The organism is Asanoa ferruginea, assembly GCF_003387075.1.
Taxonomy (GTDB): domain Bacteria; phylum Actinomycetota; class Actinomycetes; order Mycobacteriales; family Micromonosporaceae; genus Asanoa; species Asanoa ferruginea.
Genome location: NZ_QUMQ01000001.1, coordinates 5,482,104 through 5,505,766 on the forward strand (window position 1 = coordinate 5,482,104; position 23,663 = coordinate 5,505,766).

General features: G+C 68.2%; 17 protein-coding genes. 8 read left to right on the forward strand and 9 right to left on the reverse strand.

What is annotated here, in order from left to right; translation table 11 throughout:
* Nucleotides 1-93 precede the first annotated feature (93 nt).
* Nucleotides 94-1,416: a ricin-type beta-trefoil lectin domain protein gene (locus DFJ67_RS25725; RefSeq protein ID WP_211333965.1), complete on the forward strand. Its 1,323-nt coding sequence runs from the start codon at nt 94-96 to the stop codon at nt 1,414-1,416.
* Between the two features lie 107 nt (nt 1,417-1,523).
* On the opposite strand, the gene DFJ67_RS25730 is transcribed toward DFJ67_RS25725, so the two are convergent.
* Genes DFJ67_RS25730 through DFJ67_RS25740 form a run of 3 tightly spaced genes read right to left on the reverse strand, consistent with a single transcriptional unit; the run spans nt 1,524 to nt 8,455 of the window.
* Entirely contained in the window at nt 1,524-4,625 is a 3,102-nt protein-coding gene (locus DFJ67_RS25730; protein ID WP_116070372.1) for a glycosyl hydrolase family 95 catalytic domain-containing protein, read from the reverse strand.
* Between the two features lie 21 nt (nt 4,626-4,646).
* Entirely contained in the window at nt 4,647-6,131 is a 1,485-nt protein-coding gene (locus DFJ67_RS25735) for an arabinofuranosidase catalytic domain-containing protein (RefSeq protein ID WP_239096960.1), read from the reverse strand.
* Nucleotides 6,128-8,455, reverse strand: a complete 2,328-nt coding sequence (locus DFJ67_RS25740) for a beta-L-arabinofuranosidase domain-containing protein (RefSeq protein WP_116070373.1) — start codon at nt 8,453-8,455, stop codon at nt 6,128-6,130. The genes DFJ67_RS25735 and DFJ67_RS25740 overlap by 4 nt, the downstream gene beginning before the upstream one ends.
* 322 nt (nt 8,456-8,777) lie before the next feature.
* On the opposite strand from DFJ67_RS25740, the gene DFJ67_RS25745 reads away from it, so the two are divergent.
* Both DFJ67_RS25745 and DFJ67_RS25750 read left to right on the forward strand, forming a co-directional pair.
* Nucleotides 8,778-10,934: a carbohydrate-binding protein gene (locus DFJ67_RS25745; protein WP_239096981.1), complete on the forward strand. Its 2,157-nt coding sequence runs from the start codon at nt 8,778-8,780 to the stop codon at nt 10,932-10,934.
* 284 nt (nt 10,935-11,218) lie between these two features.
* Nucleotides 11,219-12,946 (forward strand): putative Ig domain-containing protein, encoded by a 1,728-nt coding sequence (locus DFJ67_RS25750; RefSeq protein WP_239096961.1) that lies wholly within the window; start codon nt 11,219-11,221, stop codon nt 12,944-12,946.
* A gap of 56 nt (nt 12,947-13,002) precedes the next feature.
* Here the strand turns inward: DFJ67_RS25750 and DFJ67_RS25755 are convergent, their stop codons facing one another.
* Nucleotides 13,003-14,088 (reverse strand): LacI family DNA-binding transcriptional regulator, encoded by a 1,086-nt coding sequence (locus DFJ67_RS25755; protein ID WP_116070376.1) that lies wholly within the window; start codon nt 14,086-14,088, stop codon nt 13,003-13,005.
* Between the two features lie 324 nt (nt 14,089-14,412).
* Here DFJ67_RS25755 and DFJ67_RS25760 point away from each other — a divergent pair, with 324 nt between their 5' ends.
* From DFJ67_RS25760 to arfA, 4 genes are all read left to right on the forward strand, one after another.
* Nucleotides 14,413-15,768: an ABC transporter substrate-binding protein gene (locus tag DFJ67_RS25760; protein WP_116070377.1), complete on the forward strand. Its 1,356-nt coding sequence runs from the start codon at nt 14,413-14,415 to the stop codon at nt 15,766-15,768.
* Nucleotides 15,769-15,837: 69 nt separating this feature from the next.
* Complete coding sequence (locus DFJ67_RS25765) at nt 15,838-16,767, forward strand: carbohydrate ABC transporter permease (protein ID WP_116076650.1); 930 nt, start codon at nt 15,838-15,840, stop codon at nt 16,765-16,767.
* Nucleotides 16,764-17,648 carry a carbohydrate ABC transporter permease gene (locus DFJ67_RS25770; RefSeq protein WP_170215978.1) on the forward strand — a complete coding sequence of 295 codons (885 nt, stop codon included), beginning with the start codon at nt 16,764-16,766 and terminating at the stop codon, nt 17,646-17,648. Before DFJ67_RS25765 ends, DFJ67_RS25770 begins: the two co-directional genes overlap by 4 nt.
* A 50-nt stretch (nt 17,649-17,698) precedes the next feature.
* Nucleotides 17,699-19,231 carry an arabinosylfuranosidase ArfA gene (arfA, locus tag DFJ67_RS25775; RefSeq protein ID WP_116070379.1) on the forward strand — a complete coding sequence of 511 codons (1,533 nt, stop codon included), beginning with the start codon at nt 17,699-17,701 and terminating at the stop codon, nt 19,229-19,231.
* 4 nt (nt 19,232-19,235) lie between these two features.
* On the opposite strand, the gene DFJ67_RS25780 is transcribed toward arfA, so the two are convergent.
* From DFJ67_RS25780 to DFJ67_RS25790, 3 genes are read right to left on the reverse strand one after another with little or no spacing between them, the layout of a single operon-like run.
* Nucleotides 19,236-20,363: a DODA-type extradiol aromatic ring-opening family dioxygenase gene (locus tag DFJ67_RS25780; protein WP_116070380.1), complete on the reverse strand. Its 1,128-nt coding sequence runs from the start codon at nt 20,361-20,363 to the stop codon at nt 19,236-19,238.
* A 28-nt stretch (nt 20,364-20,391) separates the two neighbouring features.
* Complete coding sequence (locus tag DFJ67_RS25785) at nt 20,392-21,081, reverse strand: 4-carboxy-4-hydroxy-2-oxoadipate aldolase/oxaloacetate decarboxylase (protein ID WP_116070381.1); 690 nt, start codon at nt 21,079-21,081, stop codon at nt 20,392-20,394.
* On the reverse strand, nt 21,078-21,803 hold the full coding sequence (locus DFJ67_RS25790; RefSeq protein ID WP_116076652.1) for a PIG-L deacetylase family protein: 726 nt from the start codon (nt 21,801-21,803) through the stop codon (nt 21,078-21,080). Before DFJ67_RS25790 ends, DFJ67_RS25785 begins: the two co-directional genes overlap by 4 nt.
* Before the next feature lie 135 nt (nt 21,804-21,938).
* Here DFJ67_RS25790 and DFJ67_RS25795 point away from each other — a divergent pair, with 135 nt between their 5' ends.
* On the forward strand, nt 21,939-22,622 hold the full coding sequence (locus DFJ67_RS25795; protein WP_203783056.1) for a GntR family transcriptional regulator: 684 nt from the start codon (nt 21,939-21,941) through the stop codon (nt 22,620-22,622).
* On the opposite strand, the gene DFJ67_RS25800 is transcribed toward DFJ67_RS25795, so the two are convergent.
* Together DFJ67_RS25800 and DFJ67_RS25805 are read right to left on the reverse strand one after the other, a co-directional pair.
* Nucleotides 22,623-22,913, reverse strand: coding sequence for a muconolactone Delta-isomerase family protein (locus DFJ67_RS25800; RefSeq protein ID WP_116070382.1), 291 nt, complete (start codon nt 22,911-22,913; stop codon nt 22,623-22,625).
* Nucleotides 22,910-23,632: an alpha/beta hydrolase gene (locus tag DFJ67_RS25805; protein WP_116070383.1), complete on the reverse strand. Its 723-nt coding sequence runs from the start codon at nt 23,630-23,632 to the stop codon at nt 22,910-22,912. Before DFJ67_RS25805 ends, DFJ67_RS25800 begins: the two co-directional genes overlap by 4 nt.
* Between the last annotated feature and the right edge of the window lie 31 nt (nt 23,633-23,663).

Sequence of the window (23,663 nt, forward strand, 5' to 3'; positions counted from 1 at the left end):
TGAAATGTGTTATGGGATCGACCCCAATAAAGTCGTATTGACACTCCGCGATGTCCGACGACATGCTCGTCCTGAGACGAATGGAGTGAATCAATGGCCAAGCGCACCGATCCGCATCGTTGGCGCAGACTGCTCGCGATCACGGGAAGCGTCGTGCTGGCCGGTGCCGGGATCACCGGCATCCGGCTCGGCTCCGCGGCCGCGGACGCCGTTCCCCTCGCAGCGACGGCCGGCTGTGGCAGGGCCCCGGCGTTGAACAGTGGCACCCAGACGATCCAGAGCAGCGGTCAGAGTCGCAGTTTCATCCTGCGGGTTCCCGCCAACTACAACAGCAATAATCCGTACCGGTTGATTTTCGCGTTCCACTGGCGCGGTGGCACGATGAATGACGTCGCCTCGGGCGGAAGCAGTGGAAGCGCCTGGGCCTACTACGGGATGCAGGAGCAATCGGCCAACAGCGCGATCCTGGTGGCGCCGCAGGGCCTCGGCAATGGCTGGGCCAATTCCGGCGGTCAAGACATCACCCTGGTCGACGACATCATGAAGCGAATCGAAGACGCCCTCTGTGTCGACCCGACGCAGCGCTTCGCGATGGGGTTCAGCTACGGGGGTGGCATGAGCTACGCGATCGCGTGCACCCGTGCCACCGTCTTCCGGGCGGTTGCGGTCTACTCCGGCGCGCAGCTCAGTGGATGCAGCGGTGGCACCCAGCCGATCGCATACTTCGGGATCCACGGCATCTCGGACAATGTCCTCAACATCTCCGCAGGACGTTCGTTGCGTGACACGTTCGTGCGCAACAACGGCTGCACCGCCCAGAGTCCGCGCGAGCCGGGCGCGGGAAGCGGGTCACACATCACCACCGCCTACTCGTGCCGAACGGGATATCCGGTGCAGTGGGCCGCCTTCGACGGCGGTCACGGGCCCGGTCCCGTCGACGGCTGCTCCGGCTGTGAAGACGGCACCAGGACCTGGACCAAGGGCGAAGTGTGGCGGTTCTTCGCCCAGTTCGGGGCCACCACTCCGACGCCCAGCCCGAGCGGTAACCGGTTGCGCAACGAAGCCTCCGGCCGCTGCCTGGACGTCAGCCAGGCCTCCACGGCCAACGGGGCACAGCTCCAGATCTGGGACTGCCACACCAACGCCAACCAGCAGTTCACCCAGAACGGCAACGCCCTACAGGTGACCGGGAAGTGCCTGGACGCCCCACCCAACGCCGCCGCCGGCACCCGGGTGCAGATCTGGGACTGCAACGGCGGCGCCAACCAGAGCTGGGTCTTCAACAGCAACGGCACGATCAGCAGCGCCCAGACCGGCCTGTGCCTCGACGTCAACGGCGCCGCCACCACCAACGGCTCCGCGGTCATCGTCTGGACCTGCCACGGCGGCACCAACCAACGCTGGACCCGGGCGTAGCCACCGGTCTCGCGAGGAACCACCGGGTGGGCCGGCGACCAGAGGTCGCCGGCCCACCAAGGCCAGTCGGCTAGCGAACCGCGGCGTCGGGAGCGTAGGTCGGACGGCTAGCTGAAGACGATCGTCCACTGTAGGTTGACGCTGCCGTCCCAGGCCCACTGTTTCAGGTTCGACCCGGACGCGACGTTTCCGCCGCTGTCGAGGGCCAGCCCGGTCGACCTGTTCGTGATCCGGTAGCGGCCGGCGCCGAGGTGGTCGATCTGCCACTGCTGGTTGGTGCCGCCGTTCCAGGCGCCCTGCCGTGCCGGTGAGCCGTTGGCGGTCGCGCCCCAGCCGTCGGCGACCATGCCGTTGGCGCGGTTGACGATGCGGCAGTAGCCGGCGCCGGTCTCGACGAGCTGCCATTGCAGGTTGTTGCTTCCGTTCCAGGTCCACTGCTTGAGGTTGGCGCCCGAGGCGACGTTGCCACCGCTGTCGATCACCAATCCGTTGGCCACGCTGGCCAGCCGCACATACCGGGACGGCGCGAAGGTGACCCGCAAGGAGGCGATCGCGTCGTTGTTGCCGGTGGACCGCAGGTCGGCATTGTCGGCGGTGAACACCCAACTGGTGCCGGCGAAACCGTCATTGGCGTAGCCGACGACCTGGTATCCCGAGGTCACCCGCAGCGAGGAGGCGACGCGCAGCCCGAGGCCGGCCGACTGGAGCTGCGCCGCGGTGTAGTTGCCGACCGCCAGCGCCACGCCCGTGCCGCCGTAGCTCACGTCGGGGTAGATGACCACCGAACCGGAGACGGGCGGCGACGTCGCGGTGATGCGGTAGCCGCGACCGGCCAGCACGGGCAGCGTGATGACGTCGTCTTCTGGCTTGACGACCGTGAGGCTGCCGCCGCTCGTGGTGTCGACGACCTGGAAGGAACCGGCGAAGAGCCGGCCGCGGATGTTGACGGTGCCGGCGCGGTCGGCCCGCACCTGAACCTCGCTGGCCTGACCGGCGCTCCACGTGATGTCCACGGTGTAGCCGCCCCGCCCGCGCAGCCCCTGCACCCGGCCCGCCGGCCAGGCGGCCGGCAGCGCCGGCAGCACGTGCAGCTCGCCGGCGTGGCTGTGCAGCAGCATCTCCGCGATGCCCGACGTGGCGCCGAAGTTGCCGTCGATCTGGAAGGGCGGGTGCAGGTCGAACATGTTGGGTGCCAGCCGGTCGGGCGTGGCGAGCAGGCGGACCAGGTCGTGAGCCCGGCTGCCTTCCTCCATCCGCGCCCAGTAGTTGATCTTCCAGGCCAGTGACCAGCCGGTGCCGTCGTCGCCGCGCAGTTCGAGGGTCCGGCGGGCGGCGTTGAAGAGGGTCGCGTTGCCGCGTTTGGTGATCTGGTTGCTGGGATGGAGCCCGTAGAGGTGCGAGACGTGGCGGTGGTTGGTCTCCGGCTCGACCCAGTCGTAGAGCCACTCCATGATGTTGCCGCGGGAGCCGACCCGCATCGGGGGCAGCCGGTCCCGGGTGGCCAGCACCCGGGTGCGGAAGTCGGCGTCGACGCCCAGCACCTGGCTGGCCTGGGCGCAGCCGTTGAACAGGTCGCGGAGGATCTGGTTGTCCATCGTCGGCCCGGCGCACACGCTCACGCCGGAGTGGTGTGCGAGCTCCGGCGAGTTGGACGGGTTGGTGACCAGGTAGCCCAGGCTGGGCTCGGCGACGAGGGTGTCGAGGAAGAACTGCGCGGCACCCTTGAGCGCCGGGTAATTCTGCCGCAGGAAGTCGAGGTCGCCGGTGAAGCGGTAGTGGTCCCAGATGAGGGTGGCCAGCCACGCGCCGCCGGTCTGCCACATGCCCCACAGCGCCCCGTCGACAACGGAGCTGCCCCGCCACGCGTCGGTGTTGTGGTGGGTCACCCAGCCGCCGGCGCCGTATTGGACCTGGGCGGTGCGGGCGCCGGTCACGGACAGGTCGTTGATCATCCGGAAGGCCGGCTCGTAGCACTCCGAGAGGTTCGTGGTGTCGGCCGGCCAGTAGTTCATCGGCAGGTTGGCGTTGATGGTGTATTTCGAGTCCCACGCGGGCGCCAGCGAGTCGTTCCAGATGCCCTGGAGATTGGCCGGTTGGCTGCCCGGTCGCGACGACGAGATCAACAGATAGCGGCCGTACTGGAACAGCAAAGCGGAGAACTGCGGATCGTTGACGCTCGCGTGCTGCGAGATCCGCACGTCGGTCGGTTGGTCCGCCGCGGAGGTGCGCCCGAGGTCGAGCGTCGTCCGGCCGAACAACGCCTGGTAGTCGGCCACGTGCCGGCTGCGTAGCTGGTCGAAGGATCGGCCCTGTGCGGCATTGAGTTGCCCGCGTGCGATGCCCTGGTAGTCGCCGTTCGCGTTCGCGTAGTTGACGTAGCTGGTGCCGATGGAGATCAGCAGCGTCACGCTGTCGGCGTTGCGGACCTGCAGCGTGCCACCGGAGCTGCTGACGCTGCCACCGGTGGCGACGGCCCGGGCCAAGGCCAGGAACCTGACCCGGCCGGTGACGCCCTCCATGTCGCCGGAGACACCGTCGACCGCGACCGTCGCACTGTCGGGGCTCGACAGGGTCGTGCGTTGGGGGCTGTCGAAGCGCGCCGAGAAGATGATGGAACCGGCCCGGTCGGCGGTCAGCCGCACCACGATCACCTGATCCGGCGCGCTGGCGAAGACCTCGCGTTGAAACCCGACACCGCTCTGCGTGTACGACACGGAGGTGGTCGCCGTGGTGAGGTCGAGATGCCGGTAGTAGCCGGAGACTCCGCTGCCGCTCGGAAAGGTGAGCCGCAGGTTGCCGACGGTCTGGTAGGCGAGCTGGCCCGCAGGCCGACCCAGCATGGCCTGGTCGACCAGCGACTGGGCCTGGCTCCACTGGTTGGCGAAGACCAGCCGCCGGATCTCCGATAGCGCTGCCGCGCCCTGGGTGTTGCTCGAGTCGTAGGGGCCGCCGGCCCACACCGTGTCCTCGTTGAGCTGCAACCGTTCGACGTCGGTGTTGCCGAACACCATCGCGCCCAGCCGCCCGTTGCCGACCGGCAGCGCCCGCAGCCAGTCGGTGCCGGCGCTCTCGTCATACCAGAGGGCCAGGTCGTTGGCGGCCAGCACGGCCGCGGGCGCCGCTGACGCGGGTCGGGGAAGGGCGAGCCAGGGCAGAAGCGTGGCGCCCGCGCCGAGTTGGAGCACCTGCCGTCGGGTCAGATCAGACATTCGCGGACTCCAAAGGAAAGTTCAGCGGTAGCCGGCGGCGACGATGTTCGCCTGCACGGCGTTCTCGGTGGCGTCGGACGGGTATCCGGTCACGATGGCTCCTTCGTAGAAGGTGCCGGCGCTCAGGTTGGCGCCCCCGTTGGGCTTGCAGCAGTCTCCGCCGCTGCCCAGGATGATCGCCCCCTGCTTCTTCATGGGGCTGTATCCGCCGGGGAGAGCACCGTCCCAGAGCGTGTAGCGACTGCCGGACTGGGCGTTGCTGCCCTTGATGGCGAAACGCGACGTGCCGTTGTTCTTCAGCGTGGCGCTGACGAACTTGCTCGTGAACGCGCGCTGGTTGGTGTTCCAGGATTGGCTGCCGCCGGGGTAGAGACCCCACTCCAGGTCGGCCTGGACCCACGGCCCGGTGCCGGAGCATCCGCCGAACCAGCATTGGGTGCTGAAGTTGATGGCGTCCATCGCGCCGGCGGCGTCGGCCGACCGCGTCGTCTCGCTATTGCCGTAGTCGAAGCAGCAGCCGTTGTTGACGTGGGTGCCGCTGGTGACCATGTACATGCCTTCGGGTGCGCTGCCGGTCGGCACGCCGGTCAGGTGGCCGTCACGCCAGTAGCTGTTGCCCGGGTTGATGTAGAGCGAGTAGGCCTTGCTCCCCGCGACCGTGAGGGATTCGGTGGTCGCGACCGCGGGTCGGCTCTGTGGCGATCCGGGAACGACGCTCGAACCCTGATACCACAGGTCGTTTCCCCGCCCGGACTGGTCGAAGACGACGGTGACCACGCACGTGGTGCCGGAGCAGAAGGAGTCCTGGGTGGCGGCGTTGGCGGGACCGCCCGCGCGGAGCACACCGATGTTGCGGGTCGTGCTGTCCGAGGAGCGCCGGACCTGGTAGAGGGAACCGTTGTAGCTGCCGTAGAGCGCGCGGGTGGTGCTGTGCGCGGCGACGCACGGTGTCCCGCCAGACGCGTAGATGTCGCAGGTCCCGGCACCCGACGGTGTCGTCGGTGTGCTCCACTGCTGGTTGCTCTGGCCGTGGCAGCTCCAGAGGATGATTCGCGTGCCGTTGGTCGTCCCGGCGGCGTAGGCGTCCAGACATCGGCCCGACTGCACTCCGGTGATCGTGCCGTTGGTGTTCACGTTCCACTGCTGGTTCGCTTGGCCGTTACAGTCCCAGATGATCACCGAGGTGCCGTCGCCGGTCCCTTGCTGGAAGGCGTCCAGGCACTTGTTGCCGTACACCATCAGCTGTTTGCTCGTGGTGTAGGTCCAGGTCTGGTTGGCGGCACCGGTGCAGTCCCACAACTGCGCCTGTGCGCCGTTGGTGGAGCTGGGTACATCCAGGCACCGTCCGGATTGGACGCTCGTGATCGGCGCGCTCTGCCCCGGCTGGATGGGCGCCGCGACTGCGGTGCCGGGCACGATAAGGAGAAGGAGGGCGGCGCCCAGCAAGGGCAGTCGCCGCCGGTGTACGAGGACCATCGCGGTCACCTCACGTCGGGAGCTGGTCATGCGCTGGCCACCAGTCGCCAGCGGTTGTCGGTGGTGCCGTTGTCGGCGTCCTGCACGGCCTGCGCGCCCCAGGCCGTCGAGCCGCCCTGGATGCCGAGGAGCTTGCCGCTGTTGACGTTGCGGATGCGGTAGGTGCCGTCGCCGTTGTTCAGCAGTTGCCAGCGGTGGTCGGCGGTGCCGTTGTCGGCCCACTGGAGGACACGGGCGTTGTCCACGGTGGACATGTTCTCCACACCGAGGACCTTGCCGCTGTTGACGTTACGGAAGCGGACGGCGTCGCCGTCGGTCACGACGATCCAGTTGTGGTCGGCGGTGCCGCTGTCGCCCCACTGCACGGCGAGCCCGCCGTCGGCGGTCGACATGTTCTGGATGCCGAGGACCAGCCCGGTCCCGACGTTGACCAACCGGACGCTGCCCGCACCGCCGCCGGTGTTCCAGTAGACGGCGTAGTTGAAGCCCTGCGCGTCATGGAAGGGACCGAGACTCACGCTGGATCCGTTGGCGGTGGCGGTGAACGCCAGCGCGGTGGCGCTGGTTCGGGTGATCGACGAGGCGGTCAACGCCGGGGGAGCGGAGAGCGTCGCGCTGCCGTAGTTGCCACAGAGCACGACCGGGCCGTACCCGATGGCGACGATGTTGGGGTTGTCGTTCGCCGGCTGCGTGGTGACCCGCATCGGCACGCGCACGGTGACGACGTCGCCGGCGGCCCAGGTCCGGGTGACGGTGGTATAGCTGCCCGGTGTCGTGCTGACGCTCTGGGTCGTGCCGTTCACGCTGATGGTGGCGCCGCTGGTCCATGCCGGGATCCGCACCCGGATGCTCCATGAGCCGCTCATCGCACCGGCCAGGGTGAGCGTGGTGGTGTCGCTGGCCGGGTAGCTCGTGCTCTGGGTCACCGTGATGCCGCGTTGCGACCACGTCAGCACCGACGGCACGAAGAGGTTAACGGTCAGCGTGGTGCCGTTGTAGAAGTAGATCGAGTCCGTCAGCTTGGTGTTGGTCTCGATACCGGTGCCCTGGCAGCACCAGAACGAGTTGTAGTCCGTGCTCCAGGTGCCGCCGCCCCACGCGGGCCCGACGCCGCGGCGCCCGCCGGGTCGCAGCGGGGTGAAGTAGGTGATGTGGCCGTGGCTGTCGGCCGGGTTCTGCGCGCCAACCAGGTGGTTGAGCAGGGCGCGTTCGTAGAAGTCGAAGTAGGCGACCCGGTTCGGGTCCAGCAGCCAGAGCTCCCGGGTCAACTTCAGCATGTTGTACGTGTTGCAGTGCTCGCAGGTGTCGTTGGTGAGATAGCCGGCGATGGCGTTCGGCGCACGGAAATGCTCGGCCTGGCTGTTGCCGCCGATGGCGTAGGTGTGCGCGCCGACCGCGATGTTCCACGCGTTGCCGGCGATGTCGCGGTAGCGGGTCACGCCGGTCGCCTTGTATTCCCGGGCCGCGCCCACCCACTTGGGCACCTGGGTGTTGGCGTGCAGACCGGCGAGCTGGTCCGAGTTGGCGGCCAGCGGGTTGAACACGGCGGCGTGGTCGAACCGCTGTGCGGCGGTCAGCCAGCGTCCGTCGCCGGTCTGCTGGTAGAGGTCGGTCAGCACCTCGTTCATGCCGCCGAACTCGGTGCCCAGCATCGCCTGCATCTGGCTGGAGCTCAGCCGGGCGGTGCGGGTGTCGACCCAGCCGGCCAGCGCGAGCAGCACCGAGCGGGCCTGGGTGTTGCCGGTGTGGCGCCAGACGTCGAGTAGGCCGGCCATGGTCTTGTGCACGCAGTAGTAGGGCACGTTGCCGTTGGCGAGCGTGCGTGCCTCGAGCGCGGTGAAGTCAGACTCGGGGAAGCCCGACAGGTAGCCGGAGGAGAACCCGGCGGCACCGTTGTTGGCCTGGCACTTGGCCAGCTCGGCGACCAGGTATGCGGCCTTGTCGCGGCAGGTGGTGTCGCCGAGTACGGCGTAGGCCTGCGCCCAAGCTGTGAGGAAGTGCCCCTGCATGTGGGTCCGGAAGGGGAACGACGGCGCGTCCCAGCCGCCGTTGGCCGCGGCGCCGTTGGTGGCGAGGCGATGGTTGGCGCGGAAGTTGTAGAGCAGCCGGTCGACGTCGACGAAGCGCAGATAGGTGAGCGTCCGGGTCTGGTTGTCGAGCAGGCGCCCGGTGGTCAGGCGCACCTGCCCGAGATCGAACGGATAGGCGGCGACACCGATGTCCGAACGGGCCGGTGGCACCAGCGTGGCCGCCGCCGGTTGTCCAGACGTCAACGCGGTGCCGGTCGCGGAGAGCACCGCGGTGGCGGCGGTGGCCTGGAGCAGACCGCGGCGGGTGAGAGGCAGAGATGGCACGGAGACCTCCGTGTTAGCGCTCACATCGAATGACGCCGATGTTGCCAGATGGTTTCCGGGAGATTCAAGGGGTGCGCCCGCAGACCATTTGCCGAAGGCCCGCGTAACAGAAAAGTCGGGACCGTCTCTGCGATGCGTCAGCCGGCAGCCGTACTACTACGTTGTAAAGAACTTCTTTACAACGTCGTAAAGCGACAGTAACGTGGCGCGCACCGTCAGCCATCGGGAAGGGATAGTGAGAGTCTTGCAACTGCGTAGGCGCTTCCGAAGGGCTCTGAAACCGGTCGCGGCTGTCATGCTCGCCTCGGCGATGGCGCTGAGCATGTCGAGCGTGGCGCACGCCGAGGACGGGGTCGACCTGACTCCGGGCCCGCACGTCGTCGCGGATCCCAACTCGCCGACTGGCTACACGGGACATTTCGTGTATTACAACCCGACCGCAACCAGTGTGCGGTTCGTCGGTGACATGCTGCTGCGCAACTGGGCGGATCCCACCGACACCACGGTCTACCAGCCCCAGCAGTACCGGCCGGGTCTGATGCGCGGTGCCGGCGCGTACGACGTGCAGATGACCAACGCCGGCGACGGCTACTGGGTCACCGACGTTCCCCTGGCGGCCGGCCCGAACCAGTACTGGTTCTACGTCAACAACAACACGAGCCTGTGGGTGGCCGACCCGGCGAACTCGCCGATCTACCCACCGGACGGCCTGACCGGCACCGCCCGGCGCGCGTTCAACAGGGTCAACGTGCCCTACGACGCGGAGAAGCAGAACTACGCGCCGCTGGCGGAGCGGGTGATCGCGAACCCGCGGCCGGACACACCGAAGGGCACCTGGAGCTACGTGCCCATCCAGATCGGCACGGCCACCCGCACGCTGGGCGTCTACCTCCCGCCGGGATATGACCCCAACCGCGCCGAGCCCTACAAGACGATCTACTTGCAACACGGCAGCGGTCAGGACCAGTCGGACTGGCTCAACATGGGCAGCGTGCCGGTCATCATGGACAACCTGATCGCCGACGGGCAGACCGAACCCGCGGTCATCGTGACGACGAACTCCCAGTACATGGGTTCTTCGCCGTACACGACCAACCTCGAGGGCATCATCATCCCGTTCGTGCAGAGCCACTACAACGTCTCGACGGACCGGATGGACAGGGCGTTCGCCGGCCTGTCGATGGGTGCGTCGATGACGATCAACATCATCAACAACAACCCACTGCGCTTCGGCTACTACGGCGTCTTCAGCTGGACCCCGCCGCCGCGCACGACCACCGCGAACATCAAGCAGGCCTACATCTACCTGGGCTGCGGTGCGTGGGACAACCTGAACCTCTGCGTGACGCAGGCCCAGCTCAACGCGCTCAACGGTCTGGTCAACTACAAGTTCGACAAGATCGCGGGTGGCCACGACTTCAACGCCTGGCCCCAGCTCTTCGCCAACTTCGCCAAGAACTACGTGTGGCAGCGGGGCGCGTTCGTCAACGGTGCCCCGGTGTTCGCGGCCGGTGGTGAGGCGCAGTCGGTCGACGCGAGCCAGGCGCTGTCGTTCGAGGTGGCGGCGACGGATCCCGACGGTGACGCGCTGACCTACTCGGCCAGCGGGCTGCCGGCCGGTGCGAGTTTCGACCCCGCGACGCGGCAGTTCTCGTGGACTCCTGGTTTCACGCAGGCCGGCACCTACACCGTCACCTTCGAGGCGAGCGACGGCACGAGGTCCTACAGCCTGTCGGCCACCAAGGACGTCACCATCACGGTCCGGGATGTGCCGGCGCCGGTGGCCCAGACGGCACCGTCCATCAGCGGCGCCGCCGAGGTGAACGGGGTCCTGACCGCCGAACCCGGCACGTGGGACGTCGAGAACACCACGTTCGGCTACCAATGGTCGGCCGATGGCCAGGCGATCGCCGGTGCCACCAGTGCCAAGCTGGTGGTGACGCCGGGCCTGTCCGGCAAGGCGGTCACGGTCACCGTGACGGCGAGCGCCGCCGGTCGTCCGGACGGCAGCGCCACGTCCCAGCCGGTCGCCATCACGGCGGTCGCGGCCTGGAACTCGACGGCCGTCTACAACACCGGCGATCTGGTCATCTACCAGGGGAAGCTCTTCCAGGCCGGCTGGTGGACGCAGAACCAGGCGCCGGGCGACCCGTCCGGTTCGTGGGAGGAACTGGCCGTGACGGCGGACGGGTCCACGGCGTGGACGGCGTCGCGCACCTTCAACGCCGGTGACCAGGCCTACTACGACGGCAAGCTCTACCGGGCACAGTGGTGGACCCGCAACCAGACCCCTGGGGACCCGAACGGGCCCTGGGCCGAGGTCGTGACGACGCCCGCCGGCGCGCCCAATTGGACCGCGACCACGATTTACCACGCCGGTGACAAGGTCACCTATCAAGGCCACGTCTACCAGGCGCAATGGTGGACACGAAAGGTGGCCCCCGGGGTCCAGAGTGGCCCCTGGAAGCTGATCTCGTAGCCGTTCCATATCGAATGGGAGCCGGGGCCGATGTTATTCGGCCCCGGCCAATTCGGCGTTCTCGAAAAACGCTTTATCAACGTCGCGAAACGCCTTCTTTACAACGTCGTAAATCGACGATAGCTTTGGTCTCGAGCGCCACTCGGCGCTCACCGGCCGTTCAAGGAGGAACGTTGATACGCGTTCTGCAATTGCGGAGACGACCCGGAGGGGATTCGGGCAGTCGCGCCCTGGTCCGCAAGTCGGTCACGGCTGTCGCGCTCGCTTCAGCGATGGTGCTGAGCATGTCGAGCGTGGCGCACGCCGAGGACGGGGTGGACCTGACTCCGGGCCCGCATGTCATCGCGGACCCGAGCTCGCCGACGGGTTACACAGGGCATTTCGTGTACTACAACCCGACCGCGACCAGTGTGCGGTTCGTCGGTGACATGCTGCTGCGCAACTGGGCGGACCCCACCGACACCACGGTCTACCAGCCACAGCAATACCGCCCCGGCATGATGCGCGGTGGCGGCGGCTACGACGTGCCGATGACGAACGCGGGCGACGGTTACTGGGTGACCGACGTGCCCCTCGCCGCGGGCGCGAACCAGTATTGGTTCTATGTGGACAACAACACGAACCTGTGGGTGAGTGACCCGGCGAACTCGCCGATCTACGCACCGGACGGCCTGACCGGCACCGCCCGGCGTGCGTTCAACAAGGTCTTCGTGCCCTACGACGCGGAGAAGCAGAACTTCGCGCCGCTGGCCGCGCGGCAGATCGAGCTCCTCCGGCCGAACGCGCCGCACGGCACGTGGAGCTACGTGCCGATCCAGATCGGCACGACCACGCGGACGGTTGGCGTCTACGTCCCGCCCGGCTACGACCCGAACCGGGCCGAGCCCTACAAGACGATCTACATGCAGCACGGCGGCGGCCAGGACCAGTCCGACTGGATGAACATGGGCGACGTGCCGGTAATCATGGACAACCTGCTCCAGGACGGCCTCACCGAGCCCGCGGTCGTCATCACCACGAACACCAACTACCTCGGCAGCTCCGCACAGGGTTACCCCAACCTGCGCGACGTCGTGATCCCGTTCGTCGAGAGCAACTACCACGTCTCGACGCAGGCGAAGGACCGGGCGTTCGCCGGCCTGTCGGCGGGCGCGGCGGTCACCTCCAACCTCATCAACTTCGACGCGACGAAGTTCGGCTACTACGGGGTGTGGAGCGGTGGCGTCGGCGTCCGCAACACCACGGCGAACCTCGGCGTGCCCTACATCCTCTTCGGTGGCGGGGCATGGGACTTCGGGTTGCCCAACCCCAACCAGGTGGCCGCGCTGACCAACGCCAACGTGAAGAACGTCGTGGTCGCCGGTGCACACGACTTCAACACCTGGAACCAGCTGTTCACCACCTTCGCGCGCGACTACCTGTGGCAGCGGGGGGCGTTCGTCAACGGCGCACCGGCGTTCGCCACCGGCGGTGAGTCGCAGTCGGTCGACGAGAACCGGACGCTGAAGTTCGCCGTCTCGGCGACGGATCCTGACGGTGACGCGCTGACCTACTCGGCCGACGGCCTACCGGCGGGTGCGACCTTCGACCCGGCGACGCGGCAGTTCTCGTGGACCCCGGGCTACAACCAGGCGGGCACCTACACGGTCACCTTCAAGGCCAGCGACGGCACGAAGTCATACAGCCTGTCGGGGACCAAGCAGGTGACGATCACCGTGCGGGACGTGCCGGCCTGGAGCTCGTCGACGGTCTACACCGAGGGCAACCAGGTGAGCTACCACGGTTCGACCTGGCTGGCCTCGTGGTGGACGCAGAACCAGACTCCGGGCGATCCCTACGGACCGTGGCAGGAGCTGCTGGTCGCCGGTGACGGCACCGCGATCTGGACGCCGACGCGCATCTTCGTGAGCGGGGATGTCGTCGTCTACCAGGGCAAGCGCTACGTGGCGCAGTGGTGGACCCGCAACCAGCGGCCCGAGACACCTTACGGACCTTGGCGGCTCGCGTCGTAACCAACCCGTAAGGAGCCGGCCGCGTCACCGAGAGGTGGCGCGGCCGGTCTGCTGACCTACGAACCCTCCGCCGGTTCCGCCAGGACAGACGGGCTCACAGCCGACGCGATGCCGGGCTCCGGGTCCACGAATCCCGTGGACTCGCGCGCCGCGACCCGGAAGTCGGCCAGGATCTGCCGCGGCGGCGCCGGGTCGCCCTTCTCGTTGATCCGCTCGATCAACAGGTCGACGGCGACCTCCGCGATCTGGTCCCGGCCCGGGTCGACGCTCGACATCGACGGGACCGAGAAGCGGGCCTCGTCGATGTTGTCGAGCCCGATCACCGCGACGTCTTCCGGGACCCGGACTCCGGCCTGCCCCAGCGTGCGGAGGGCGCCCAGCCCGAGCGTGTCGTTGAACGTGAACACGGCGTCGAACTCGACACCGGCGGCCAGCAGGTCGCGCATCGCGGCGGCGCCGTTCTCGCGATGCCACGGTGCGGCGACCCGCACGAGCGCCGGGTCGTAGGGGATGCCGGCCGCGGCCAGGGCCTCCCGGTAGCCGCGTACGCGAAGGTTCGCCGACCGGATGTCGTCTTGATGGGTCGGGTGCGCGCCGATCACCGCGATGCGCCGGCGGCCGATCTCGAGCAGGTGCTCGGTGGCCGCGCGGGCCGAGCCCACGTTGTGCATGGTGACGTGGTCGGTGGGGCCGTCGAACATCCGCTCGCCGAGCAGCACCAGCGGGAACGGCACCTGGAGCAGCGCGATGTCGTCTTGCCCGAGCTGCTCGGGACTGAAGAGGAGCCCGTCGGTCAGCCGCAGCCGGTGCCCGGCCAGCACCGCGATCTCGCCTTCCCGCGTGGCTCCGGTCTGATCGACGAGCACCGCCACGTTGCGCCGCTCCGCCGCCCGGATGACGGCGTCGGCGAGCTCGGCGAAGTAGTTCTGCCGCAGCTCCGGGATCGCGAGCCCGATGACCCCGGTCTTGCCTGAACGCAGCCCGCGCGCCGAGAGGTTGGGCCGGTAGTCCAGCGCCGCGATCGCCGAGCGCACCCGTTCGCGGGTCGCATCGCGCACGTATGGATAGTCGTTGATGACGTTGGAAACCGTCTTGACCGATACCCCGGCGACGCGCGCGACGTCGTGCATGGTGGCGGCCATTGGAAACTCCCTCATCGCGCGGCGCCCGCAGGGACGCGGACTTGAAAAGAGTGTAGCGGCGTGTTGTCGGCCGGCGAGTTGGCCAGAAGCAAGTCCCTCTTGCCGGCGTCTATGCCTGCGACGGGTGCATTCGGCGGTGTCCCGCAGTCTTGACAGCGCGCGTGTGCTCCGCGATAGTCGCTCCTACAACGTTGGAAATACAACGTTGTGAAACGCGTCCAGGACGCGGATCGGGTAAGCGAAGAAGTCCCCCTTCGCGGTTACCCCGGTCCGCGGATGCGCCTGCACTGACGATGACGTTCCGCATCCGAAAGGAATCGAACAGTGAAGACGAAGCAAGTCCTCGCTGCGTCGCTGGCCCTCTTGCTGACAGGCGCGATTGCGGCATGCGGCGGCGACGGCGACGGCGACGGTGGCGCCGCCCAGAAACCGACGAACTGCACCAACAAGATCTCCAAGCCCGACGCCCCGGTCGTGACGCTCTGGGCGTGGTACCCGAACACGCAGCTCGTGGTCGACAACTTCAACAACGCGCACGACGATGTCCAGGTCTGCTGGACGAACGCGGGCGCCGGCGGCGACGAATACGACAAGTTCCAGACGGCGGTCACCGCCGGCAAGGGCGCTCCCGACGTCGTCATGCTGGAGGCGGACCGGATCGCGACCTTCCAGGTGCAGAAGGCCCTCGTGGACCTCACCGACAAGGGCTACCAGGACGTCAAGGCCAACTTCAGCGACGGCGCCTGGAAGGACCTCTCGGTCGGCTCGGGCGTCTACGGCGCACCGATCGACGGTGGGCCGATGGGCATGATCTACCGCAAGGACATCTTCGACAAATACCAGATCACCCCTCCGACCACCTGGGCCGAGTACGAGGCGGCGGCGCAGAAGGTCAAGGATGCCGGCGGGCCGCTGTTCGGTGACTTCCCGGCGAACCAGCCGGCCTATGTCACGGCGTTGCTCTACCAGAACGGCGCGCAGCCGTTCACGTACGACCCCGCCAACAAGGGTGAGATCAGCATCAAGCTGAACGACGACGCCAGCAAGAAGGTGCTCGACTACTGGGCCGGGCTGGTCAAGAAGGGCCTGGTCGGCAAGCAGGACCAGTTCACGCCCGAATACATCGCGGGTGTGATCGGCGGCAAGTACGGCACCTACCTGTCGGCGGCATGGGCACCGGGTTACCTACAGGGTGCGGGCGTGGGCAAGGGTGCCGACGCGAAGGTGTGGGCCACGGCCCCGCTGCCGCAGTGGGACCCGGCCAACCCGGTCTCGGTCAACTGGGGCGGCTCCGCCTTCTCGGTGACCACCCAGGCGAAGGACCCGGCGCTCGCGGCCAAGGTCGCGTTCGGGGTCTACGCCGACGACGCGTCGCTCAAGGACGGCTGGACGAACCAGATCATCTTCCCGCTCAACCTCAAGGTGCTGAAGGACCCGGCGTTCGTCGACGCCAAGGTCGCCTTCTTCGACGGCCAGCAGGCCAACAAGGAGGTGTACGTCCCGGCGGCCAACGCCTACAAGGGCATGACCTACACGCCGATCGGACAGTACTTCTACACGGCGTTCACGAAGCAGATCGCCGCGATCAACGACGGGTCCAAGACCGGGTCCGAGGCCGCGGACGCGCTACAGGAAGACGTCGTGAAGTACGCGAAAGAGCAAGGGCTGACCGTCAAGTGACCTGACACGGCGGGCCGGCCTGTGCACACCTGGGCCGGCCCTCCGTTCCTTCCCGGACCCGGAGACATCATGACCGCCTCAACCAGCGGCGCCGTGCCAACGAGGAAACGACGCCGACGCACGAACTTACGGCAGAACGTGGCCGGCTGGCTCTTCGTCGGGCCCTTCGGCATTGTCTTCCTCGCCCTGCTCGTGCTCCCGATCGGCTACGCGCTCTACCTGAGCCTGTTCCAGAAGACGCTGATGACCGGCACCACTTTCGCCGGCTTCGACAACTACCTGAAGGCGTTCGACGACCCGTCGTTCCTCAAGGGACTCTGGTTCGTGCTCCGGTTCTCGCTGGTGCTCATCCCGATCCAGATGGCCATCTCGTTGGCCATCGCGCTGATCCTCGACACGGTGACGAGCAAGTTCGCCCGGTTCTCGCGCCTCATGATCTTCCTGCCCTACGCGATCCCCACGGTGATCGGCGCCCTGATGTGGGGGTTCCTCTACAGCCGGAACTTCGGACCCATCGCCGACGTCTTCGGCGCCTTCGGTGCGGCCGGACCGGACTTCCTCAGCAACAATCTCATCTTCTACGGCCTGCTGAACGTGGTGACCTGGCAATGGGCCGGGTACTACATGATCATCCTGTACGCCGCGCTCCAGGGCATCGATCCGACCCTCTACGAGGCCGCCCGCATCGACGGCGCCTCCGGTTGGCAGATCATCACCAAGATCAAGATCCGGTTGCTCACACCGGCGCTGGTCCTGATCCTCGTGTTCGCCCTCATCGGAACGCTCCAGTTCTTCAACGAACCGAAGATCCTTCAGCAACTCGCCGCCGGCGCCATCCCGGATGACTTCACACCGAACATGTACGCGTATCAGCAGGCGTTCACGCTGGCGAACCCCAACTACAGCTCGACGATCTCGTTCGCGCTGGGCGCCGTGGTGTTCCTCTGCGTCTACATCTTCATGTTCGCCACCCGCAAGCGAGGGAACTTCCTGTCATGAGTGCCAACCACACCGAGCGCAGGCGACCTCGCCGGACACCGAGGCACATCCCGCTGCATCTCGTGCTCGCGGCGCTGGTGATCTACTTCCTGATCCCCTTCTGGTGGGTCGTCGTGAACAGCTCGAAGGACTCGGCCGCGCTGTTCGGCGGCACCAGCGCCCTCTGGTTCGCCCCCAACATCGACTACGTCGAGAATCTCAAGCAGCTCTTCACCTACAACGGCGGGCTCTACGCGCGCTGGCTGGCCAACTCGGCCCTCTACGCGTTCGCCGGCGGCATCGGGGCGACGGTGCTGTCGGTGCTCGCCGGATACGGTTTCGCGAAATACAGCTTCGTCGGCCGCCGTGCCGGGTTCTCGATCCTGCTCGGCGCGGTCATGGTGCCGGCCACCGCGCTGGTCATCCCGACCTTCATCCTGTTCTCCCAGGCGGGGCTGACCGACACGATCTGGGCGGTGATCCTGCCGACCCTGCTCAACCCGTTCGGTGTGTTCCTGGTGAACCTGTTCGTGCGTGACGCGGTGCCCGACGAGCTCCTGGATGCCGCACGCGTGGACGGTGCGGGAGAGTTCCGGACGTTCGTCAAGGTCGCGCTGCCGCTCATGCGGCCGGTGATCGTCACGGTGCTGCTGCTGTCGGTCGTGTCGTCGTGGAACAACTACTTCCTGCCGCTGGCGATGCTCGTGGACAACCGGCTCTTCCCGGTGACGGTCGGGATCGGACTCTGGCAGTCGACCGCGTCCACCTACGGCGCCGCGGGAACCAACCTGTGGAGCATCATCATCCTCGGCTCGTTGGTGTCGATCATCCCGCTGATCATCGCGTTCCTCTCGCTTCAGCGGTACTGGCGAGGAGGGCTGACCGTTGGCTCCCTGAAGTAGCCCGCTCGCCTCGCCACCATCGATCAGCCACTAGCGAAACCGAGGACACCTTGATCTCCGCGCATCTCACCATCGACCCGCATTTCGTCGTGGGGCCGATCAACCGCAGGCTCTTCGGCTCCTTCGTCGAGCACCTGGGGCGATGCGTTTACGACGGCATCTACGAGCCCGAGCACGCCGAGGCCGACAAGGAGGGGTTCCGGCGCGACGTGATCGCGCTCGTCAAGGAGCTCGGTGTGAGCACGATCCGCTACCCCGGCGGCAACTTCCTCTCGGGATACCGCTGGGAGGACGGCGTCGGGCCGCGCGAGAAGCGGCCCCGGCGGCTCGACCTCGCCTGGCACTCGACGGAGACCAACGAGATCGGTCTCGACGAGTTCGCGAGCTGGCTCGAGAAGGTCGACAGCGAGCTCATGTACGCGGTGAACCTGGGCACCCGCGGCGTGCAGGATGCGCTCGACGTGCTCGAGTACGCGAACATCCGGTCGGGCAGCACGTTCTCCGACCAGCGGATCGCGAACGGCGCGGTCGAGCCGTACGCCATCCGCATGTGGTGTCTCGGCAACGAGATGGACGGTCCCTGGCAGCTCGGGCACGGCTCTCCGGAGGAGTACGGGCAGCTGGCGGTCAAGACCGCGCGCGCGATGCGGCAGCTCGACTCCACACTGGAGCTTGTCGTGTGCGGGAGCTCGAACGCGCAGATGCCGCTGTTCGCGAACTGGGAGCGGGTCGTGCTCGAGGCGACCTACGACGAGGTCGACTACATCTCGTGCCACGCCTACTACGAGCCGCACGACGGTGACTACGCGAGCTTCCTGGCGTCCGCCGTCAACATGGACCGGTTCATCGACTCTGTCGTCGCGACCGCCGACCATGTCAAGGCGGTGCGCGGCAGCAAGAAGACGATCAACGTCTCGTTCGACGAATGGAACGTCTGGTATCACTCGCGCTACGCTGAGGTCGACCGCATCACCGGGATCGACGACTGGCCGGTCGCACCGCGCCTGCTCGAAGACGCCTACTCGGTCGCCGACGCGGTGGTCGTCGGCAGCCTGCTCATCTCGTTGCTGCGGCACGCCGACCGGGTCACGTCCGCGAGCCTCGCGCAGTTGGTGAACGTGATCGCGCCGATCATGACCGAGCCCGGCGGCCCGGCCTGGCGCCAGACGACGTTCTTCCCGTTCGCCCTGACCTCACAGCTCGCCCGTGGCGTGACCCTGGAGCTCAAACTGGAGAGCCCGACCTACGACACCGTCCTGCACGGTGAGGTCTCCGTGGTGGACGCCGTCGCGACCCACGACGCGGGCACGGGCGACACGGCGGTCTTCATGGTCAACCGCAGCCTGACCGAGGCGGTCGAGCTGGCGGTCGACGTCAGCAACCTCGGCCAGGTGGCGGTCGTCGACGCGCGGACTCTCCACGACGACGACATCCACGCGAAGAACACGCTCGACGATCCGGAACGCGTCGGCCTCGCTCCCAACACGTCGCACTCCATTGAGGACGGCCGGCTGCGGATCACGCTGCCGCCGGTCTCGTGGACCGCGGTGCGCCTGCACGCCGACGGCGCGGCCGGGGAGTAACCGCTCAGCGCGCCTGCCGGTCGCGCTCCAGCGCGGTGACCTGGCGGGCCGACAGGGCGAGCAGCGGGTGGGCACCGAGAGCGGTCAGCGCGTCGAAACTGTCGCCCTCGAGCAGCGCCGCCCGCTCCGCGTCGCGCAACGGCGCCTCGGCCACGACGGCGCCGCGGTCGCGGACGAACGCGGCGCGATAGTCGGCCTCGACGATGATGCGGTGCAGCAGGCGGTTGAGCTCCAGGCTCGCCGGTTCGGGGAAGCGGTAGTACTTGTAGTCGGTCTGGGTGAACTCGTGACCACCGAAGCGGGGCACCTCGCGGTCGAGCGTCGCCTGGTCGGCCGGCAACGGCGGCAGGAACTGGACGACGCCGTGGCCGTGGTGGGATAGCTCCTGGTAGGTCAGCAGCCGGCCCGGGACGTCGCCGATCAGGCCCAGCATGACGAACCAGGTCATCAGCTCGCTCTCACCGACCTCGTCGAGGTTGACCGGGGTGAGCGCCAGCAGGTCGTCGGTGCGGCCGCGGGCGATCTCGGAGATGACCCACTCGTCGAAGGCGAAGTTCGGCGCCTCGTAGCGCGCCGTGCCGGGGAAGTGGGACATCCCGCCGCTGGCGATGACCGCGATCCGCTCGTCGCGGTCGGAGAGCGCTTCGCGCAGGGCCTTGCCCAGGGCGTACGCCCGGCGTGGGCTCGGAATCGGCGGCAGGTAGGTGTTGACCAGCAGCGGCACGATCGGGATGTCGCGGTCGCCCACGACGAACTCGAGCGGCGTGAGGAACGCGTGGCCGAGCAGCGCGTCCTGCGAGTAGGTGAGGTCGAAGTCGCGGGCGATCGCGCCGCGCAGCAGATGGGTGGCGAGCTCGGTGTGCACCCGCGCCCGTCGGGTGCGTGTCGTGTAGTGCGCGGTGACCTCGGGGGAGAGCACGATGGTGAACGCCGGCACGGCCTCGAGCCAGAAGGTCTCCAGGTGGTCGAGGCCGATCAGGATGATCGCGTCGGGCTCGGCCGCGCCGAGCACCTCCCCGAACGCGCGCAGCCCGTTGGTGCTCGCGTCGAGCTTGCTGGCGTCTTCGTGGGGCGGGCGGCTCAGCAGCTGCGGAGCGTGTACGGCGGCGCCGGCGGCGACGATCTCTGCCACGGTGGTGCTCCTTTGTCGTGGTCGTGCTTCAGGCGTCGGTCGCGTCGCGGTAGACGACGCCGAGCGATTCGAGCAGCGGGCGCAGGTGGTAGAGGTCGAGACCGAGCTCGCCGGCCGCGAGTTTGGCCCGCTTTGTGGCCTCGTTGGCCTCGCGGGCGGTCGACTTCGCGGCCACCTCGGCCGCGGCCGCGCGCGGGACCACCACGACGCCGTCGTCGTCGGCCACGACCACGTCGCCCGGGTTGACCAGCGCGCCCGCGACGACGACCGGGACGTTGACGGAACCGCCGGTGGCCTTGACCGTGCCCTGCGCGGAGACGGCCCTGGACCACACCGGGAAGTCCATCCCGGTCAGCTCGGCGACGTCACGGACGCCCGCGTCGATGACCACGCCGAGCGCGCCGTGTGCCCGCAGCGAGGTGGCCAGCAGCTCGCCGAGGGCGCCGTCGGTGGTGGCCGAGTTGAACGCGACGACCAGGACGTCGCCGGCGCGGACCTGCTCGACCGCCGCGTGGATCATGAGGTTGTCGCCCGGGTGGGAGAGCACGGTGACCGCCCGGCCGGCGATGCGCTTGCCGGGGTAGATCGGGCGTAGATAGGGGGCGAGCAGCCCTGTGCGGCCCTGCGCCTCGTGCGCGGTCGCCACGCCGGCGGCGGCCAGCACCTCCACGGCCGCGGGGTCGGCGGCGGCGGTGCTGCGCACGACGACGCCGCTCACCGCAGGCTCCCGGCGACCGTCGGGAAGACCCGCTCGTAGGCCTCGGCATGGGTGATGGTGCTGGCACCGCCGTTGCGCCTGGCCTGCACCCCGCGCCGGCCACCGAGCTCGTCGTAGTAGGCGACGAGGTGTCCCTGTGCGCCCTCCATCGCCTCCATGGCCCTGCGTTTGAGCGGGAAGACGTCGCTCACGTCGAGCAGCAGGTCGGGTTTGAAGCCACACTGCTCGGGCTGGTGCGGCTCGAACTGGAGCACCTGCGGCGCGCCGATCGGCCTGGTGTCGGGGTCGTGGCCGGCGGCCTGCGCGATCATCCGGGACCGGAGCACGACCTCGTGGACCAACGAGTGGTCGAGGTTGTAGGGGTCGCGCGCCGGATGGGTGAGGATGACGTCGGGCCGCACCCGCCGCATCGTGGCCACCAGCGCGGCGTAGAGCTCGTCGGTTGGGCGGATGGGATAGTCGCCCAGGTCGAGGAACTCGATCTCGGCGCCGAGCACGGCGGCCGCGGTGCTGGCCTCCTCGTGCCGGCGGGCCTTGACGGTCTCGAGCGTCATGCCGGGTTGCTTCCACAACCCCTGCGACTCGCCCTTCTCGCCGTAGGTCAGGCAGACCACGTGGGCCCGGCCGCCCTGCCGGACGAACGACGCGATGCCCCCGCTGGCACGCCACACGAAATCGGCCGCGTGTGCACTGACGACGAGCATGGCGGGTTGGTCGGTCATGATGGCCTCCTTGCGTGCCAGCGGGCCGGAGGCGGTTACCTGCGACGACTCGCTCACGCTGAAGGTATCGACTGCTCCCAAGATTGACAATAGAATCGTTAGCAATTCCGCTGGACGCAATGAGGGGACGACGCCGTGACGACGACGCCACGCCAAGGAGAACGCCTGCGGGACACCGCTTCCGTGGTGCACGCGATCCGCGAGGCGATCCTCGTCGGCGAGTTCAACCCCGGCCAGCGGCTGATCGAAAGCGAGCTGTCGCAACGGTTTTCGGCATCGCGGGGCACCGTGCGCGAGGCGCTCGCGTTGCTGGGCAACGAAGGCCTGGCGGTGCGCGAGGTCAACCGTGGCGCGCGGGTGCGCCCGGTCTCCAAGGAAGAGGCGATCGAGATCACCGAGGTGCGTGCCGTCCTCGAAGGACTGTGCGCCCGCCGGGCCGCCACCCGGGCCACCGCGGCCGAGCGCAAGGAGCTGCGCGAGCTCGGCACCACCATGCAGGCGGCGGTGAAGCGGGGCGACATCATGACCTACAGCCAGGTCAGCCAGGATGTGCACCTGCGGATCCGCGAGCTGTCCGGCCAGAGCACCGCGGCCGACGTGCTCAACCGCCTGCGGTTCCGCAGCGTCCGCTACCAGTTCAGCGTGGCCTTGCTGCCCGGCCGGCCGGCCGAAGGCCTCAAGGAGCACCTCGGTGTCATCAAGGCCGTCGTGGCCGGCCAGGCCGACCTCGCCGAAACCGTGATGCGCGAACACCTGGAGAGCGTGATCGAGGCGATCAGCCAGCTCCCGGAGTCGCTGCCGACGATGCACGTCGGCTGATCAGCCCGGCTTCTGCTCCTGCGGGTGGGTGGCGAGCGCCTCGACCGAGATCTCCATCCACGGAAACATCGGCAACGACGCCAGCGCCTCGTGCAGCGCGGTCGCGTCGGCGGCCCGGTAGAGGCCGATGGAGTCGCGGGTCCCCGGCACTCTCCACAGTCGCACCAGGATGCCCGCGTCGCGAAGCTCCTGTGCGCGCTCGCGTTCGAGCGGCTGGAGCCGCGCCCGCAACTCCTTGCCCTCCGAGGTGGCGGGCACCCGGTTGGACTGGCGAACCAGAAACTCGTTCACGCCGGGGCCTCCGTGCGGTCGGCCGCCGACAGCAGTGCCACGGCGAGCAGGTCGGGGTTGGTCAGCGGGACCTCGTGGTCGGCCGGAATCCGCTCGACCGGCCAGCCGAGCCGCTCGGCCTTGTCGGCGAACCCGGCGAACGGGGTCTTCCACCCCGCGCACAGCACGTAGGCGCCGGGGACGGTCAGCGCTCCCGCGTCGCCGGGTGAACCGTCCAGATAGGTCTGCAACGGATGCGGAGTCAGTCTCGGCGTGACCGCGGCCACCACCGCCGGGTCGGTGACACCGAGGTTGACCATCGGGCGCGGCGGGATCATCCACACGCCGGCGGCGTTGGGCGTCGCCGACTCGCGATAGTGCGCGGCGGCGTGCGGCGGCAGGAGCTCGATCGCCTGCTCGCCGGCGTCGGGCAGGAAGCCGTCGACGATGACGAGGCGCCGCAGCCGCTGGGGGATCAGGGCGGCGACACCGGTGACCACCATGCCGGCGTAGCTGTGTCCGACCAGGACGACGTCGCGCAGGTCGTCGTGCTCGATCACCGACGTGACGTCGCGCACGTGCGTCGAGAGGTCAACGCCCACGGTGAGGTGGGCGCGCTCGGCGAGCCCGGTCAGCGTCGGGGCCACCACGTCGTGGCCGGCCGCGCGCAACCGGTCGGCCACCGGGCGCCAGCACCAGGCGCCGTGCCAGGCACCGTGCACGAGCACGTAAGTCGTCATCGCGGGGTTCGCTCCATCTCGCGCTCTATCG